At 59.5% G+C, this 15,579-nt stretch carries 12 protein-coding genes; 4 read left to right on the top strand and 8 right to left on the bottom strand.

All coding sequences use genetic code 11. The features are described 5' to 3' along the window. Nucleotides 1-227: 227 nt before the first annotated feature. The 5 genes from WCO56_13670 to WCO56_13650 are packed head-to-tail and all read right to left on the bottom strand — an operon-like array spanning nucleotide 228 to nucleotide 5,868. Entirely contained in the window at nucleotides 228-1,118 is an 891-nt protein-coding gene (locus tag WCO56_13670) for a sugar phosphate isomerase/epimerase family protein (GenBank protein MEI7730618.1), read from the bottom strand. A 31-nt stretch (nucleotides 1,119-1,149) separates the two neighbouring features. Beyond that, on the bottom strand, nucleotides 1,150-2,205 hold the full coding sequence (locus WCO56_13665) for a Gfo/Idh/MocA family oxidoreductase (GenBank protein ID MEI7730617.1): 1,056 nt from the start codon (nucleotides 2,203-2,205) through the stop codon (nucleotides 1,150-1,152). A gap of 36 nt (nucleotides 2,206-2,241) precedes the next feature. After that, complete coding sequence (locus WCO56_13660; protein ID MEI7730616.1) at nucleotides 2,242-3,099, bottom strand: PIG-L family deacetylase; 858 nt, start codon at nucleotides 3,097-3,099, stop codon at nucleotides 2,242-2,244. A 15-nt stretch (nucleotides 3,100-3,114) separates the two neighbouring features. Continuing rightward, nucleotides 3,115-4,533, bottom strand: a complete 1,419-nt coding sequence (locus WCO56_13655; GenBank protein MEI7730615.1) for an ROK family protein — start codon at nucleotides 4,531-4,533, stop codon at nucleotides 3,115-3,117. Between the two features lie 21 nt (nucleotides 4,534-4,554). Then, nucleotides 4,555-5,868, bottom strand: coding sequence for a Gfo/Idh/MocA family oxidoreductase (locus WCO56_13650; GenBank protein MEI7730614.1), 1,314 nt, complete (start codon nucleotides 5,866-5,868; stop codon nucleotides 4,555-4,557). A gap of 435 nt (nucleotides 5,869-6,303) precedes the next feature. On the opposite strand from WCO56_13650, the gene WCO56_13645 reads away from it, so the two are divergent. Further along, nucleotides 6,304-7,173, top strand: a complete 870-nt coding sequence (locus WCO56_13645) for an AraC family transcriptional regulator (protein ID MEI7730613.1) — start codon at nucleotides 6,304-6,306, stop codon at nucleotides 7,171-7,173. 20 nt (nucleotides 7,174-7,193) lie between these two features. On the opposite strand, the gene WCO56_13640 is transcribed toward WCO56_13645, so the two are convergent. The 3 genes from WCO56_13640 to WCO56_13630 all read right to left on the bottom strand — a co-directional run bounded on the left by WCO56_13640 (nucleotide 7,194) and on the right by WCO56_13630 (nucleotide 10,062). Beyond that, complete coding sequence (locus WCO56_13640; protein ID MEI7730612.1) at nucleotides 7,194-7,490, bottom strand: hypothetical protein; 297 nt, start codon at nucleotides 7,488-7,490, stop codon at nucleotides 7,194-7,196. After that, nucleotides 7,480-7,731 (bottom strand): type II toxin-antitoxin system Phd/YefM family antitoxin, encoded by a 252-nt coding sequence (locus tag WCO56_13635; protein MEI7730611.1) that lies wholly within the window; start codon nucleotides 7,729-7,731, stop codon nucleotides 7,480-7,482. Before WCO56_13635 ends, WCO56_13640 begins: the two co-directional genes overlap by 11 nt. A 63-nt stretch (nucleotides 7,732-7,794) precedes the next feature. Beyond that, nucleotides 7,795-10,062 carry a DUF2961 domain-containing protein gene (locus WCO56_13630; GenBank protein ID MEI7730610.1) on the bottom strand — a complete coding sequence of 756 codons (2,268 nt, stop codon included), beginning with the start codon at nucleotides 10,060-10,062 and terminating at the stop codon, nucleotides 7,795-7,797. Between the two features lie 404 nt (nucleotides 10,063-10,466). Here WCO56_13630 and WCO56_13625 point away from each other — a divergent pair, with 404 nt between their 5' ends. The 3 genes from WCO56_13625 (at nucleotide 10,467) to WCO56_13615 (ending at nucleotide 15,578) form a co-directional block, all read left to right on the top strand. Next, nucleotides 10,467-13,385 carry a bifunctional fucokinase/fucose-1-phosphate guanylyltransferase gene (locus WCO56_13625; protein MEI7730609.1) on the top strand — a complete coding sequence of 973 codons (2,919 nt, stop codon included), beginning with the start codon at nucleotides 10,467-10,469 and terminating at the stop codon, nucleotides 13,383-13,385. Nucleotides 13,386-13,461: 76 nt separating this feature from the next. Next, the gene (locus tag WCO56_13620; GenBank protein MEI7730608.1) at nucleotides 13,462-14,181 is read left to right on the top strand and encodes a (Fe-S)-binding protein; all 720 of its coding nucleotides are present in this window, start codon (nucleotides 13,462-13,464) and stop codon (nucleotides 14,179-14,181) included. Beyond that, a complete protein-coding gene (locus tag WCO56_13615) occupies nucleotides 14,178-15,578 on the top strand; it encodes a LutB/LldF family L-lactate oxidation iron-sulfur protein (protein MEI7730607.1) in 1,401 nt (466 codons plus the stop codon). Before WCO56_13620 ends, WCO56_13615 begins: the two co-directional genes overlap by 4 nt. Nucleotide 15,579: the final 1 nt, after the last annotated feature.

Raw genomic sequence — 15,579 nt, 5'->3', positions numbered from 1 at the left:
ACTTGCACCCGCTGGCCTGTCAAAGATCGAAGGCTGCACCAGAAAAATGGGAAGCGAACATGGCAAAAATGGGGAAGGAGGAGATGGTAAATCTGAAGGCCGAAGCCCGCGAATCACGCCAATCAACGCGAATCACGAGCAAATCCGAAGGCTGGAAACCGAAATTTGCGCTGACTGACGTCAGCGACTACGAATGCAATGAGCCTCAATGCGCAGGTGGATGCGGTTCAGGAGGCCAGGATTTTGTTGACGCTTTCGAGCAGGTTTTTCAGGCCTTCCGGGGAACTGCCGCCGCCTTGTTCGGTGATGACCGGGCCGGTGTAATCGGCGGCATCCAGGGCTTTCATGATGCCAGCCCAATTGTTGGCACCTTCGAGCAGGGGGGCGTTGAAGCCTTTCCAGACGTCGCCCGCCCGCATGGAGCGGTCCAGGCTGTATTCCTTGAGGTGCACGCGGTTGATGCGCGGGCCAAGGGCTTTGATCCAGGCGATGGGGTCGCCGAAGCGGATGACGTTGCCGCAATCAAAATGCCAGCCGACCCACGGGCTGTTGATTTCTTCAAGGTAGCGCACGGCCTGTTCCGGCTTTTCGATGAAGTTGTTCCAGACGTTTTCGATGGAGATTTTCACACCCAGTTCCTGGGCCAGCGGGATGGCCTTGCGGATTTCTTCGATGGAGATTTTCCAGCAGTCGTCGAAGTTGACCTTGGCGTTGACGGTGCCGGGCACCAGTAGGATGGAGTTGGTGCCGTAGGCTTTGGCATCCCGCAGGGTCTGCTTTAAGGCGGCCAACCCCTCTTCGCGCACGGCGGCATCCGGGCTCGACAGCGGCTTGCCCCAATGTTTCTCGCCGCACACGCTCAGGATTTCCAGCCCCACAGCCTCGCGCGCCTTTAAGACTTCCTCCTGATTCAGGTGACTCATCATTTCGACGCCGTCAAAGCCGGCCTCTTTGACGGCCTTCATCTTGTCGAGGATCGAGCCTTTGATTCCCACGGTGGCCCACATGATGCCGCGCTTGTTGGTCCGCTTGGCCTTGGCTTCGGCGGCCAGGGCGGGAGTTACGGCAGCCAGGGCGGCAGCAGCCACGGTGGTTTGGACGAAATGTCTGCGATTCATAGTTGGGGTGCTGGGTGGGCGTTGGCGCGGGTCAAGGTTTCAGCGTCACGACTTTGCCGGTCTTGATGGATTTTTCCTCGGCTTCGCAAATTTCCACGGCGCTGAGGCCGTCCTGACCGGTGACGACGGAGGATGGTTTGCCGGAGAGAATGGCGTCGGTGAGGTGTCGCAGTTCGCCGCCGTAACCGTCCGGGCCTTCGCATTTGATGAAGCGCGGTTCCTTGCCTTCCTCGCACAATTTCAAGGCGTTCTCGCCCCGGGTGAGATCGAAATCCGCCGTGGCTTTTTCAAATACGACGGTGTAGGCCATGTTAAAGCCATGGCCCTTGGACATGATCCAACTGCCTTCGGCATGGACGGTGGCACCGCCCGCCACCTGGTACTGGGTGACGATGTGATCAATCGCGCCGCTGAAGCGGCTCAGGCCGGTGGAGAACACGCTGGTGGGCCTTCCGAACAGGAACTGCACAAAATCGGTGTCGTGAATATGCAAATCCAAGAGCGCGCCGCCGGATTGGGCACCATCGAAGTAGCTGTTACGGCTCCAGCCGGGCGGTTCCGAAACGCGGCGGAAGCGGGCGGCGAGCACTTTGCCGTAGGTCTTTTTGGCGATCACCGGCTTGAGCCACGCCCATTCCGGCCAGAAGCGCATGCACATGGCGGGCATGAAGTAGCCCTTGGAAGCCTTGGCAGCGGCGATGATTTCGCGCGCCAGCTTGGCGGTGCGGGCCAGGGGTTTCTCGCAGATGACGTGTTTGCCGGCCTTTAACGCGGCGATGGCCTGCGGCGGATGCAGCGGGGTGGGGACGCACAAATCCACGAGGTCCACGCCGGGATCGGCGAGCACTTCTTCGAGGGTCTTGAAGGCTTTGACTTCGCGGCCGAGATCAATGGTGTCGTTGCCCGCGAGGTTGCCGGTGATGCCGGCGAGCACGCCATCCACCGGCAGGCGCACGGCGTCGCACACGGCGACGATGCGGGCGCGTTCAATTTGTTTCCAGGCCCGGAGATGGGTCATGCCCATGAAGCCCAGGCCGACGACGGCCACGTTGACCTGCTTTGGTGTTTTGGTGGTTTTTTTTGCCATAAGAATGATGGGGTTGATTGGTTGTTTAAAGGGATTTCAAGCAAAGAGCGTTCCCGGATTATCGCTGGCGCTGATTTGTTTTCCGCCGGTGTAGGCCGGTTCCACGCGACCCCGGGTCCATTTCAACACGCGGTAGAGCGTGCCAAACTGGTAATCCGGCGCCGCGCCGCCCTGGCCGCCGACCAGTTCCGCACCGCGTCGCACGTTGTCCTGCATCCAGGCAGGCAAACGCAAGTGATAGGGGTTTCGCAACACTTCACCGACATGATACGACAGGGCGGCCAAAAGGTCAGCAAGATCTTTCGCGCTTAATTCCACCAGCAGGTTGGGGGACATCATCTGGCCCCAGAATTCGGTTTCCACCAGGTGGCAGCGGAAGTCGACGGGCAGAGTTTTCAGCGCATCCATGACAAGGTGATGGGTGCCAATGTGAGTGCCGTTCCAGTCAAGTTCATGCGGGTATAGGATAACGCGCGGTTGCAGGCGGCTGAGGGTGCCAGCGATCACGTTCACGGCGGCGACCCAATGGGCGGGGTCCGCGTTGCGGGTTTTTGGCGTGATTTTTTCCAGCCCGTTCGGGGCGGTCTGTTCCAACTCAAAGCCGATCCAGTTGCAGGCGTTGAGAAGCTCGGTCAGCCGGGGTTGCTGGCGTTCCTGGTTGCTGCCCTGGGTGACGGCGATGTTGATGACGCGAAAACCGGATTCGCGCATCAGGCGCAAGGCCAGCCCGCCGATGATGCATTCATCGTCCGGGTGTGGCGAGAAGATCAGCGCCACCGGCGCGCCGGGGCGGGTGGCGGTGCGCTGGCAGGGAGGAATGTTGCCCAGCGGCAGGGATTTGCCCTCGGAAACCAGCCGGATAAACGAACTGACATAGGACAGGTAAGGATTCATAGGATTAAAATGGGTTCAGGCACGTTGAATTTTGGGCAGGCTGGCGGCGGCGATGGCTTGGCCGTGGCGTTTGTCTTTTTCATCCGGCGTCATCAAAGTGACGTGTTGCGATAAGTCCCGAAATTCTGTATCCAACACGTGCCGGGCTTGGAACAGGATGATTTCCCCGCCACAACCGCTGGTGACGCGCCCCAGAATCAGGACGTTCTGGAATGCGTACAATTCGGCATAATGCGCAATGGCGTACCCGAGATAAACGCCGATGGTCTCAAAGATTTTGTGGGTACGGCGGTCTCCTTGTTCCATGAGCTTCTGCACTTCCTTGAGTTTCTTGGGCAGGGGCAGCTCCGCTGGCAGGGAAATCCCGGCGGGAGCAAGCAGCCGCCCCACTGCCTGTTGGGAGAAATATTGCACGCCGCAACCGGCATCGCCGCTCCATTCGTCGCACGGCGCTTGGGGGGCGTAATCCACCGGTGCAAAGGCCAGTTCATTCAGCCACGAGGTGATGTTGCCCTCGTTGTTGACGTAGCCGGCGGCCTGGCTGGTCCCCAGCGCCAAGCCGAGCACTCCGTTGCGGCCCGCCGACATGGAGCCGGCCAGCGCGGTCACTTCACCATCGTTCACCACTTCCAGCGGGATGCCGCCCCACGCCTTTTGCACGTCAAAGAACATGCGCTTGACGCGCTTCTGGAATACATCCGCCGGCACACCCCGGAACAGCGAGGCCACTTTGACCTGGTTGTTCACATAGACGCCGGCGGCACTGCCGCCGATGGCTTCCACTTTGGGCAGGTGGGCCGCCGCTTTGCGGAGCGAGTCCATGATGCCGTCGAAATGATATTGCGGGTCCGGCTGATGATATGGGTCCCAAACGGTTTCTTCGCTGAAGACCACATTGCCATCAATCACCGCCGCCACTTTGCGGTCGCTGCCGCCGAGATCGAAGCCGATGCGGCAGCCGTCGAGGTGCCGCCCCAACGGCATGGTGGCGGCGTGTTCCCTGGGCAGGTCCCGCGTCAGGACGACTTCAAAGGGATGTTCGTAAATGCGGGTGCCCATGATGTCGGCATCAAACCGTCCGGTGGCCGTGTCGGTGAAGTGTCGCTGCAATTGTGTCCCCAAGTCGGCAGGACCATCCACATAGACCCGGTATCCGCCGCGCGACCACATGAGGAATTTCACCATGCGCTCCAGGTGGAGGAAATTGGCGGCCGCCAGGGGGTGCGCGGCCGGCAGGATTTCCGTGGCGTGATGAAAGACCGAGCCATCGGCCTGCTCCAAGGCCAACCGCACCGGCACGCCCGCGCCGCTTTCACGCGCCAGCCGACGGAAAACCCGGTTGACGAGCACGGCCGGACGAAACGCCGGGTCGAGTCGCGGTTTGACGGCCGGGATGGCCTGGTTAAACAAGTCAGCAGGAATGGTGGTGCTCATAGGCTTCCGGTTGAGTCAGGATCAACTAAACGGAGTAATGCCGGGAATGGCGATGGGCGGCACGGGCAGCGAGGCGTTCAACGCCACCTTTTCCGGCATGAGGCTCTCCTGCGAGTTCAACGCTTTTTCCCAGGTGATTTCCTTGCCGGTATAAGCCGCCATGCGCCCCATGATGGCGGTCAGCGTGCTGTGCGCCATCCAGACGCCGTCATTGATCGGTTTGCCGGCGCGAATGGAGGCGAAGAGTTCGTTGTGTTCCACCTGGTACATGTCCGGGCGCGGGCCGCGATAGCGCCATTCGGTGTCGCCCTTGATGGAGGGCATCCCACCAAAGCCCAGAATGCGCGCCACGCCTTTGCTGCCATAGACGGTCAGGGAATTGTCATTCGCGCAGTTGGCCTGTTGGCGGCAGAAGATGAAACCGCGCGAGCCGTTGGCCCATTCGTAGGTGACGGCAAAGTGGTCGTAGATGTGCCCGTAGGCTGCATCCGTGCGCACCTGACGACCACCGGTGCCGACGCATTTGGCGGGCGGCTCGCTCTTCATGGCCCAGCACATCCAATCCACGGCATGTGCCGCCTGCTCGACCAGGTGATCGCCCGAAAGCCAGGTGAGATAGAGCCAGTTGCGGAGCTGCCATTCCATGTCGCTCCATTCCGGCTGGCGCGGTTTGGACCACAGCGAGCCGGTGTTGTAGGTGCCGTAAATGGTGCGCACGTCGCCGATGGCACCCTGATGAATTTGCTCGAACCCGGCCCGTTCCGCCAGGTTGTAGCGCCAGCAAAAGCCCGCTCCCAATGCCAGGTTGCGTTTCTTGGCCTCGGCTGCGCTGGCCAGCACGGAGCGCACGCCCGGGCCGTCCACTGCCATGGGTTTCTCGGCGAAGACATGCTTGCCGGCTTCAATGGCAGTCTTGATGTGCAGCGGGCGGAAGCCGGGCGGGGTGGTGAGCAATACCACATCCACATCACTGGCAATCACCTTCTGGTAGGCGTCCAGCCCGAGGAAACAATGATCGGACTGCACCTGCACCTGGCTGCCAATCTTGCTGTCGGCTTTGAGGGCGTTCAGGCTGGTTTTGAGGCGGTCTTCAAACGCGTCGCCCACCGCCGTCAATACCACGTTGGGATCGGCGCTCAAGGCCTGCTTGGCCGCGCCGGTGCCGCGTCCGCCGCAACCGATGAGGCCCACGCGCAGCTTTTGCGAGGACTCGGCGCTGGTCAGGCTTGAGGGAAAGCCCGCCAATACGGCTGAACCAAGGGCGAGACCGCCGGAAGTGGTTAAAAAGCTGCGACGGGAAACGTCGGCAGTCTGGGGAAGGGGAGTGTGGTTCATGGATGAGGGATTGAGGTTAGTTGTTTATGGTAAAGTTTCTGGGGAAAACCGAATTCCGAACGCCGAAATCCGAAAGAAACCCGAAATCCGAAACCAAACCTGCGAGACAGGAACTAGAGTTGATGGGGTTGGAACTGCAAATGTCCAACTGCTACCTTCTTTTCGGTATTCGGCCTTCGGAGTTCTTTCGGGTTTCGGATTTCGAGCTTCGGATTTAACTGTGTTGCCAACGACGGTGGTCGCCGGGAAACGGCAAATCCCGTTTCCGGCCATCGTATTCGTTGTCCAACACATGGTCATCTGATGGTCAGCATGCTCCAACGGCGCAATTCCGGCTACGCGTAGCGTAGCCAGTTTAGATACTTTTGTAGCATCCGGGCTTGCCGTGGTTTCGGGCATCTGGCATGGTATGGAAAAGACGCGCATGGCATACTGATGAAACCGATCTACGAAATCATCGCCAAAAAAGCGGATGAATCGTTCGCCTGCAAGGAACGCTGCCAGCCGGCCTTCGACATCGGCTGGCATGTCCATCCCGAGTTGCAGATGACCCTGCTGCTGAGCGGGCACGGTTACCGGATCGTCGGGGACAACATTGCGCCGCTCAAGCCGGGGGAGTTGGTCTTGATCGGGTCCAGCCTGCCGCACCTGTGGCATCATGATGATTTTGGCAAGGGACCCCGCAAGGAAATCCACTTCATCACCCTCAACTTCCGTGAAAATTTTCTCGGGGACGGCTTCCTGCAACTGCCGGAGATGACGCCGGTGCGCAACCTGTTTGCGAACGCCCGTCGCGGCCTGATGATCAAGGGGGCGACCCGGGAGCGGGTGGCGCCCAAGGTGCGGGCCATTGCGCAGGGGCACGGCTTGCGGCGCATTGTGGATTTGCTGGAGATTCTGGACCTGTTGTCGCAATCCCCTGATCTGGAACCCATGGCGTCCGCCGGGTTTGTGCCGGAACACAATCTGGTGGATGAACAGCGCCTGAGCCAGGTCTGCACGTATATCATCCAGCACCTCGATGAGGAAATTCATCGGGATACCCTGGCCCGGATGGTGCACTTGGCGCCGGTCAGTTTCAGCCGCTATTTCAAGACCCGCACGGGCCGCACGCTGCCGGATTTCATCAATGAGCTGCGGGTGGGCCGCGCCTGCCGGATGCTGGCTGAGGAAGAGCAATCCGTCACGAATATTGCCCTGGCGTGCGGTTTCACCAACCTCGCGCATTTCCACCGTCAGTTCCGTCGGCGGATCAAGCTCAAGCCGCTTGAATACCGTAGCTTGGTGAACCGTAGGGAGGGGTAATCTGAGATTGTGATCCAATCTCAATCCAGCAATTGGTCGGCGAGCAGTTGCGTGAACATTTCATACACCACGCTACGATAATTGACATAAATGCAAACGATCTGACGCACGCCAGCCTGCGAGATTTCCTTGTACACAACCCTCATTCCGGAAACGCGCAGCCGCTGGTAACCGGAAAGTTTTCCCTCCAATAATTTCCGGTCGCCTTTGTCGAGCGCCAAACCTTTAATGGCCCGGATGAGGAGACGACGCGGTTCGGGAGCGAGGGATTTGACAAAGCACTCCACCTGAGAAGACACCAGGACCTTAGTTTTCATCCAGAGACTCCACGCTTTTGGTGGTCATTTTTCCGGACTCAAACTCCCGGATGGCCTTCATGGCTTCCGGATCGGCAAGGATTTCCATGGTCTCAATCATCGCCTCCACTTTGGATTTGGAAATCAGGAAGGCCGCCAAACGGCCGTTGCGCGTCACGCCACACATGCCCTGGCGCTCGATCTCGCGCACGATTTTGGGCGTCTGCTTTTGCAGGTCCGAGACTGTGATTGTAGAATGCATAACAAATATACGTATCCTAGCATGGAAGGTAGCGCAATGCAATTATATCAAAAAGGGATGGCCCTATTTCTTCCCAGAGCCCGGCATGGGTGGCATGACCCAGCAATAGGCGTCGTAACGGATTTCGCTCCAGGCCTGCTCAGCCAGAGGATGGCCGGGGAATAAGGGGATGTTTTTCGGAGTAAATTTTACCCGCACGCGAATGGTGGTGCGCCCGGCCGTCAGGTCGCGCGGAACCAGGAACTCGTCATCGCGGAACCGGCGGTTGGAGGTCTGAACATTATGTTGCGTGGCGCCCAATTCCTCTTTGGGATTGGAATACACGCAGGTGTTTGCCCCGGCCAGGTACCACACTCCGGCGGGTTGAAATTCGCCCGCTTGGCCATCCTTTTCCTCGGCCACGAAAATTTCCGCGCGTTGATTGGGAAATTGATAATCCAGGGTGCGGCGCAACAGAACGCCGAAATTGTCCGGTTGCAGTTTGAGCGTGAATTCCGAAGTGCCAGTGGTTTGGCGGCCTATGTCGGTATGCGCCGGAAAGATTTCCAATACCGCAGACTTGTTGCCACCCCCTTCCGCATCGCCTTTGGTCGGGGTGCGAAGGGTGTCCGGTCCCAACTCGTAGCGGGAGGTGATGGAATATGGTGCCGAGGCTTGCGGAGAGTGGTAGCGGTGACGTTGCTCGCTGGTGTCATCGCCGATTTTCAGGGAATCGGTTTGCACGAGTGATGCGCCGGGCAGCCCGTACCAATACACCACGCTTTGGTAATGTTCGGTGGATTCATTGACACCGCCATGTTCCAGTTGGATGCGCGCGTTTTTACCGAACGGCATCAGGTCCGCCAATAGAAAGCGATAGGCGGATTGAATCAGGTCTTCCGGGCATTTGGCGCTGTTGGTGTTGCGCGCGCCGACGGGATGTCCGGCGAACGGCAGCGTCATGTTCTGGCCGCCCCAGTAATCCCCGCCGCCGCCCCATTCCTCGGTGCCGGTCCCGTACGCCTGGGGCGACTGGCTGTCATCGAAGAAAAAGCGCGGGTCGCCTTCCAGGGTACTCAACACGCCGCGATCCGAGAAAATCCAGGACATGCCCACAAAGCTGCCGGTCCAATCGCCGCCGCCTTCGGCCTGTTTGGTGTCCAGCAACACGAGGTCCTTGCCGGGTTCCGGGGTGGCATGGTCGCGGTAGGTGGCGTGGAAATACCCGACGTGGTTGGCTGGATCAGCCAGGGCTGCGGTGCGGTACTGGCACTGGAACGGGATGGCCGATCCGTCTTCGCCAACGAGTTCGAGGCGCACCGAACGGAAATACGGCATGGGAAAATAGCAGGCCAGGGTGACCGAGTCATCCTGATACCGAATATGCACCGGAAACCCTTTGACCAGATAGGGCTGTTGATTGCGATTATAAAGAACCCCGGCGCCAAAGAACAGGGCCAGCGGCGCGTCCACCGACGGTTGCGGACGACCATCCCATGTGATTCGCAAGCGGGCGCGTCCAAATTTGAGCGCATGTTCCCGGCTGACGGTGAATTCCAGTTTTCTCAAGGTGGCCGGGCCATCTGCCAGCGTAGCCAGCACCTGCGGTTTACCTTCTTGCAGCACTCCGACCACCGTATTGGACGCCTGTTGCGGCGTTTTGTTTATGGTTTTGGAATCGGTGGTAAGATCCGTACCTGCGCGGTTGATTAACGCCAGCACATCGCCATCGGGCGGGTTCTTGCCATCCCAGGCTTGAATGGGCTGCGACAGGTTTGCGCCGCGCACGTATTGGTGATAGATGTAGTACCCGGTGCCATACCGTGTCCGCGAATACGCCATGCGGAAGGATTTTTCAAAACCCATCGGCACCCACATTAAATCAGCGCCTTTGGTGGTGGACCAGGTCCAGGCCAGGGGTTCCGGGAGCAGGTTCTCCGGCAGGAAGGTCGTGCGGGTCAGGGTTTTCTTCGCGTTCACAGGATCGGCGGTGCCGGTCTCCTGGAGGAGATGATCCTGGCCGTCCACGACGTAATGCCAGGGACTGCCATGCCAATGATTGTAACGCGCAAAGCACAGGATTCCCGGCCCCTCGACATCCAGAGTGACATTGAAATCATCCGCGAGTTGATAAAGGAAATGGCTGGCGTCCGCTCCTTCATTGCCGCCGCGCCGGTCATACGTGCTGCGCATGTAGGCACGCGCGCCGATCCGCTGATACGGCCAGCGCTCCCACATGCGATAGGCATCCAGCCCTACCGGAATCATGGGCGGCTCTTCACCGGCCAAGACGGATATCGTCCCCAGTAAAACCATCCCAAGGTTCCATAGATATTTCCAAGTGCTGCGCATGGCCCCATGTTAAGCACGAATGCCAGGAGTATCGCAATCTTTCTCGCCGGGGTTTTGGTGGGTGCCCACAAACAAGCCGCCTTTCACATAAAGTGCCTGTCATCTTTTTGCCATGGTCCATGCCCCTATTATTTCGCACGCCCGGGCCCTCACTCTCCAAGCGCGGGGCGGTTTGGAAGTGAATCTCGCAGTTTCAACTTCACATCCTTCTCAGGAAACGGCATTGTGGCTCCGTCACACGCTCAAAAAAGCGTGTCGAAAGGTATGCCATTCGTTATTATCAAATGCTGCTCGGATGGCGATGGGCTTGGTGGCTCCATCGTCGGTAGCGGTATTTCTCTCGCTTTAACCAGCAGCTTCGCACCGGAGGCATGACGATGCCTCAACTTGAACCCTAGCCCCTTATGACCTCAACCCCAACCACTGTGCAGTGCCTGTTGACGCTTCCGCCGCGGGCGGCGGCCGAATTTCGCGCCCCGGAGGGCCAATCCAATTGCCAATGGATTGTGACCACTGACCCGGAGGGTCAATCCGTGGGCTCAGGCGGGGCCACCGCGCACGTGCTGGTGGAGGCTTGGCGGCGCCTCGGTGCGGGACAGTCGTTTGGCGATTGGTTGCGCAGTTCTCGCAAGCTGATCATCAATGGCGGCGGGGAACACCGTGCCTTGCCAGCGTATGCTGCGAGCGGCAAGCCGTTGATTCCGATTTCCGTCATGCGTTGGGCGCGCGGACAGCGCCTGGATCAAACGTTACTCGATTTATTGTTGCCCGATTGCTTGAAGATCCTGGGCCAGGCGCCAGACAGCCTGCCGGTGATGGTGGTCAGCGGTGACGTCCTGTTGCGGTTGCCGGCGCAACTGCCCAAGCTGCCGGTGGCGGATGTGCTCGGATTAGGTCTGTGGCAAACGCCGGAACGGGCGCATGGCTTTGGTGTTTTTATCACCACCCGCCAGCGCCCCAATGACTTGTCCCAGTTTCTGCAAAAGCCGGCGGCAGCGCAGTTGCGGGCGTTGCCGAATGACCAGATTTACCTGGTGGACACAGGTGCCTGGCTCTTTAGCGCGCAGGCCATTGAAGTGTTGCTGGAACGCTGCGGCTGGGTGGCACAGCAAGGAGCGTTCGCCGGGGGCCGGGTGCAGGCGTGCGGTTTATACCGGGATTTCGGACCGGCATTGGGGGCGCATCCCTCGGTGCAGAATCCGCTCATCAACCGCCTATCCTGCGCGGTGGTGCCGCTGCCGGGCGCGGATATTTACCGTTTCAGTTCCAGCCAGGAAATGATCGAATCCGTATCCCGCATGCAGAGCGTGGAACTGGATGAAACCAAGCTGGGGCTGATGGGTGCCAAGCGGCATCCGGATCAATATATCCAGAACACGCAGTTTGATTACCTCCTGAGTCGCGAGCAAAATCAGGCGTTATGGCTGGAAAATAGCCATGTGCCCGCCACCTGGGAACTGGCCAGCAACCATGTGGTGACCGGCGCGCCAGCCAATCAGTGGCCGCTTAAGTTGGAGGCGGGAGCCTGCCTGGATTTTGTGCCCGTGGGCGAAACCGATTATTGCGTTCGCGCCTATGGCATTCGCGATACTTTTTCTGGCACCGTGGAGGCGGCCACCACGCTCTGGTTTGATTGGCCACTGGCGGACTGGTTTCGGGCACGTGGCATCAGTCTGGAAAAAGCCGGCTTGGTTGCCGGTCTGGACATCCAGGATGCGCCGCTGTTTCCCGTGCTCGCCGCCAAGGCGATGGATCCCCAGTTCCTGCACTGGCTGTTTGCGGCCAGACCGGCGGCGAATGCGGGTTTTTCCGCCCTTTGGCAGTCCTCGCGCCGGCTTTCGGCCCGCCAACTGATCACGGAGATTAACTGGCGTCGGCATACTGAGCAGCGCGCCAAGTTACGCAATGGTTGCCTGTTGCCCATGCTGCGGAATTATCGGTACAGCGTGTTTTTCAAACTCGACTTGGAAAGCACCGCCCGGCTGTTTGCCACCGGCGACCAACCTTTGCCCAAGCTGGATATGGATGCGGGCGATGGTCAGGAACCGCTGCAGCAGGTGCATGATCAGATGTTTCGGGCCGCCGTGCTGCGCCATCGGGGTACGGCCGACTGGGAACAATACGAATCAAAGGCCTTTGCGCTTTTGCAGGAGATGATTGTGCGGGACGCCCAATTGTCGCCGGTGTTGCCGCACAGCAATGTGCAGGAAGATCAGATTGTCTGGGGGCGCAGCCCGGTGCGGTTGGACTTGGCCGGGGGCTGGACAGATACACCGCCTTACTGTCTGGAATACGGCGGCAAAGTGCTGAATATGGCGGTGGATTTGAACAGTCAACCGCCCATCCAAGTGTTTGGCAAACTCGGTGCCGAACCGGCACTGGTGTTGCGTTCGATTGACCTGGGGGTGGAGCAACGCATCCACACATACGAGGAGCTGGATACCTATGCCCGGCCCGGTAGCGAATTTGCTTTGGCAAAAGCGGCGCTAGCGCTGGCGGGGTTCCTGCCGAGGTTTCATGCCACGGGCGGAGCCCCTTCACTCAAGGACCAGTTATTGGAGCAGTTTGGCGGCGGCATTGAGGTCTCGATGCTGTCGGCGGTGCCCAAAGGTTCCGGGCTGGGCACCAGCAGCATCCTGGCCGCCACGCTGCTGGCGACCCTGAGCGATCTGTGCGGGCTGAACTGGGACCGAAACGTCTTGTTTATCCGCACGCTGGCGCTGGAACAGATGCTTACCACCGGCGGCGGCTGGCAGGACCAGGCTGGCGCCATTTTCCGCGGCATAAAACTGGTGGAAACCGGGCCTGGGCTCTCGCAGAAGCCCACGTTGCGCTGGCTGCCACCGCACCTGTTTGAACGGGAATACGCCAATAAAACGGTGTTGCTGTATTATACCGGTATCACCCGGCTGGCGAAAAACATCCTCCAGGAAATCGTGCGCGGAATTTTCCTCAATTCACCCTCGCACTTGCGGATCATCGGGGAGATTGGGCTCAACGCGGAATTGACCTATCAAGCCATTCAACAGTGCGATTATAACGACTTGACGGCGTGCATTCGCCGCAGTTGGACGTTAAATCAGCGATTGGATTCCGGCACCAACCCGCCGGAGGTGCAGCGCATCCTAACCCCGGTGGAAGATTATCTGGCGGCCACCAAGCTGCTGGGTGCGGGTGGTGGCGGATTCCTGCTGATGTTCGCCAAGGATGAGGAAGCCGCGCGCCGCATTCAGAAAACCCTGACCGCCCAGCCGCCCAATCCGCGGGCGCGCTTTGTGCAACTGAGCCTCTCGGATACGGGATTGCAGATCACGCGGAGCTGAACCGCAAATTCTGCTGGTTTCATGCCGCTGTTTTAGCTAACGTAATGCTTCGTGACGGCGAGAATGAGTTGATGCCATGAAGATCACATTGTTTATACCGTGTTTTATTGACCAGTTCTATCCCGAGGTCGGGATCAGCGTGGTCAAGATATTGGAAAAGCTGGGACACCAGGTGGAGTTCCCGGAGGAACAAACCTGCTGCGGTCAGCCGGCCTTTAATTCGGGCCTGTGGGATGAGGCGCGCGCGGTGGCTCAACAGGCGTTGAAGGCTTTCAAAAACGCCGAAGTCGTCGTCACCCCGTCCGGCTCCTGCGGCGCCATGATGCGGGTGTTTTATCCGCAGTTGTTTCAAGGCACACCCCAGCATGAGGAAGCCAAAATCCTAGCGGCCAAGACGTATGAGTTCTCCGAGTTCCTAGTAAAAAAGCTCAACGTGACGGATTTGGGCGCGTCGTTTCCCGGCAAGGCCACGTTTCATGATGGCTGCCACGGGCTGCGCGAGATGCACCTCAAGGACGAACCCCGCCAACTGCTCAAGCACGTGCGCGGTCTGGAGCTGGTGGAGATGAACCCCAAGGAAACCTGCTGCGGTTTCGGCGGCACGTTTGCCGTCAAGTTCCCCATGATTTCCTCCGCGATGGGCGAGGCCAAATGCGCCGCCATCGAGGAAACCACCGCCGATTACGTCATCTCGCTCGATTCCAGTTGCCTGATGCACATCCAGGGGATGCTGAACAAGCAGGGTAAAAAAGTTCGTGGACTCCACCTCGCCGAGGTGCTTGCTCAAGGCCTATGATGACCATTGCCAAAACCTTCAAGGAAAGCGCCACGCGCTATTGTGCCGACCTGCGCCACCGCAACCTCATCCGGAAAGCATTGACCGGATACGAGGGCAAACGTGACGAGAACAAAGCCCGGTTTCAGGATTGGGAACAGGCCCGCCAGGCGGCGGCGGAAATCAAGTACGAGGTCATCAACCACCTGGACAAGTATCTCGATCAGTTCGCCAAGAACATCGAAGCCCGGGGGGGCAAAGTCTTCTGGGCCAAGGACGCCAAGGCCGCCCGCGAGTACATCATCGAGGTGGCGCGCAACAACCACGTCAAAGCCATCATCAAATCCAAGAGCATGACCACTGAGGAAATCCACCTCAATGACGGCTTGCAGCAGGCGGGGTTTGGCGTGTTTGAATCCGATCTCGGCGAATTCATCGTGCAGTTGCGGGATGAACCGCCCTATCACCTGGTCTTCCCCGCGATGCATCTCACCCGCGGTGAGATCAGCGAAATTTTCCAGAAGAAACTGGGGGCCGAGCCGGTGCAGGATCCCGAAGCCCTGACGATGATTGCCCGGCGCATCATGCGCCAGAAATTCTGCGAGGCGGACATGGGCATCAGCGGCGTCAACTTTGGCGTAGCCGAAACCGGCATGATTTCCATCACGGAAAACGAAGGGAACGCCCGCCTGAGCACCTCCCTGCCGCGCGTTCATGTCGCGCTGATGGGCATTGAAAAGGTGATCCGCCGGATGGACGACCTGGCCCTGTTCCTGCCCATGCTGGCCACCGTCGGCGCCGGGCAACACCTGACCGGGTACAACACCCTCTACGGCGGCCCGCGCCAGGCGGATGAATGCGACGGCCCGCGTGAATTTCACCTCGTGCTGCTGGATAACGGGCGCAGTCAGATGATGGCGGACCCCGAGCAGCGGGATTCCCTGCATTGCATCCGGTGCGGCGCGTGCCTGAACGTCTGCCCGATCTTCCGCAACGTGGGCGGCCACAGCTACGGCACCACCTACCAGGGGCCCATTGGCTCCGTCATCACGCCGAACATGCGCGGCTTGAAGGATTGGAAACACCTCTCCTTTGCCTCGTCCCTGTGCGGCGCGTGTTCCGAGGCGTGCCCGGTTAAAATTGACCTGGCGCATCACCTGCTGCAAAACCGGCGCAACGCGGTCAAGGAAAACCCGCCGCTGTTGGACAAACTCATGTTCAGCGGATTCAAAGTCATGATGCGCAGCCCGGCCCTCTACCGCTTCGGCATGGCCATGGGCAAGCTCATGCAACCGCTGCACCCGATCGTCAAAGGTTCCGTGCTGGACCCAGTGCGCGCCTGGACGCGCACGCGAGAGACTCCGAAATTCGCGCCGACCAGCTTCCGCAACTGGTGGAAAAACCGATCGGCGAAGTAAA

This window comes from Verrucomicrobiota bacterium (assembly GCA_037139415.1).
In the GTDB taxonomy this organism is placed as follows: domain Bacteria; phylum Verrucomicrobiota; class Verrucomicrobiia; order Limisphaerales; family Fontisphaeraceae; genus JBAXGN01.
Note: the sequence above shows the minus strand (reverse complement) of the source record. Positions and strands in the feature narration are given on the sequence as shown.

Coding starts and splice junctions, on each gene's coding strand:
- WCO56_13670 (MEI7730618.1), bottom strand. CDS start 1,118: ATGAATCGCAGACATTTCGTCCAAACCACCGTGGCTGCTGCCGCCCTG.
- WCO56_13665 (MEI7730617.1), bottom strand. CDS start 2,205: ATGGCAAAAAAAACCACCAAAACACCAAAGCAGGTCAACGTGGCCGTC.
- WCO56_13660 (MEI7730616.1), bottom strand. CDS start 3,099: ATGAATCCTTACCTGTCCTATGTCAGTTCGTTTATCCGGCTGGTTTCC.
- WCO56_13655 (MEI7730615.1), bottom strand. CDS start 4,533: ATGAGCACCACCATTCCTGCTGACTTGTTTAACCAGGCCATCCCGGCC.
- WCO56_13650 (MEI7730614.1), bottom strand. CDS start 5,868: ATGAACCACACTCCCCTTCCCCAGACTGCCGACGTTTCCCGTCGCAGC.
- WCO56_13645 (MEI7730613.1), top strand. CDS start 6,304: ATGAAACCGATCTACGAAATCATCGCCAAAAAAGCGGATGAATCGTTC.
- WCO56_13640 (MEI7730612.1), bottom strand. CDS start 7,490: ATGAAAACTAAGGTCCTGGTGTCTTCTCAGGTGGAGTGCTTTGTCAAA.
- WCO56_13635 (MEI7730611.1), bottom strand. CDS start 7,731: ATGCATTCTACAATCACAGTCTCGGACCTGCAAAAGCAGACGCCCAAA.
- WCO56_13630 (MEI7730610.1), bottom strand. CDS start 10,062: ATGCGCAGCACTTGGAAATATCTATGGAACCTTGGGATGGTTTTACTG.
- WCO56_13625 (MEI7730609.1), top strand. CDS start 10,467: ATGACCTCAACCCCAACCACTGTGCAGTGCCTGTTGACGCTTCCGCCG.
- WCO56_13620 (MEI7730608.1), top strand. CDS start 13,462: ATGAAGATCACATTGTTTATACCGTGTTTTATTGACCAGTTCTATCCC.
- WCO56_13615 (MEI7730607.1), top strand. CDS start 14,178: ATGATGACCATTGCCAAAACCTTCAAGGAAAGCGCCACGCGCTATTGT.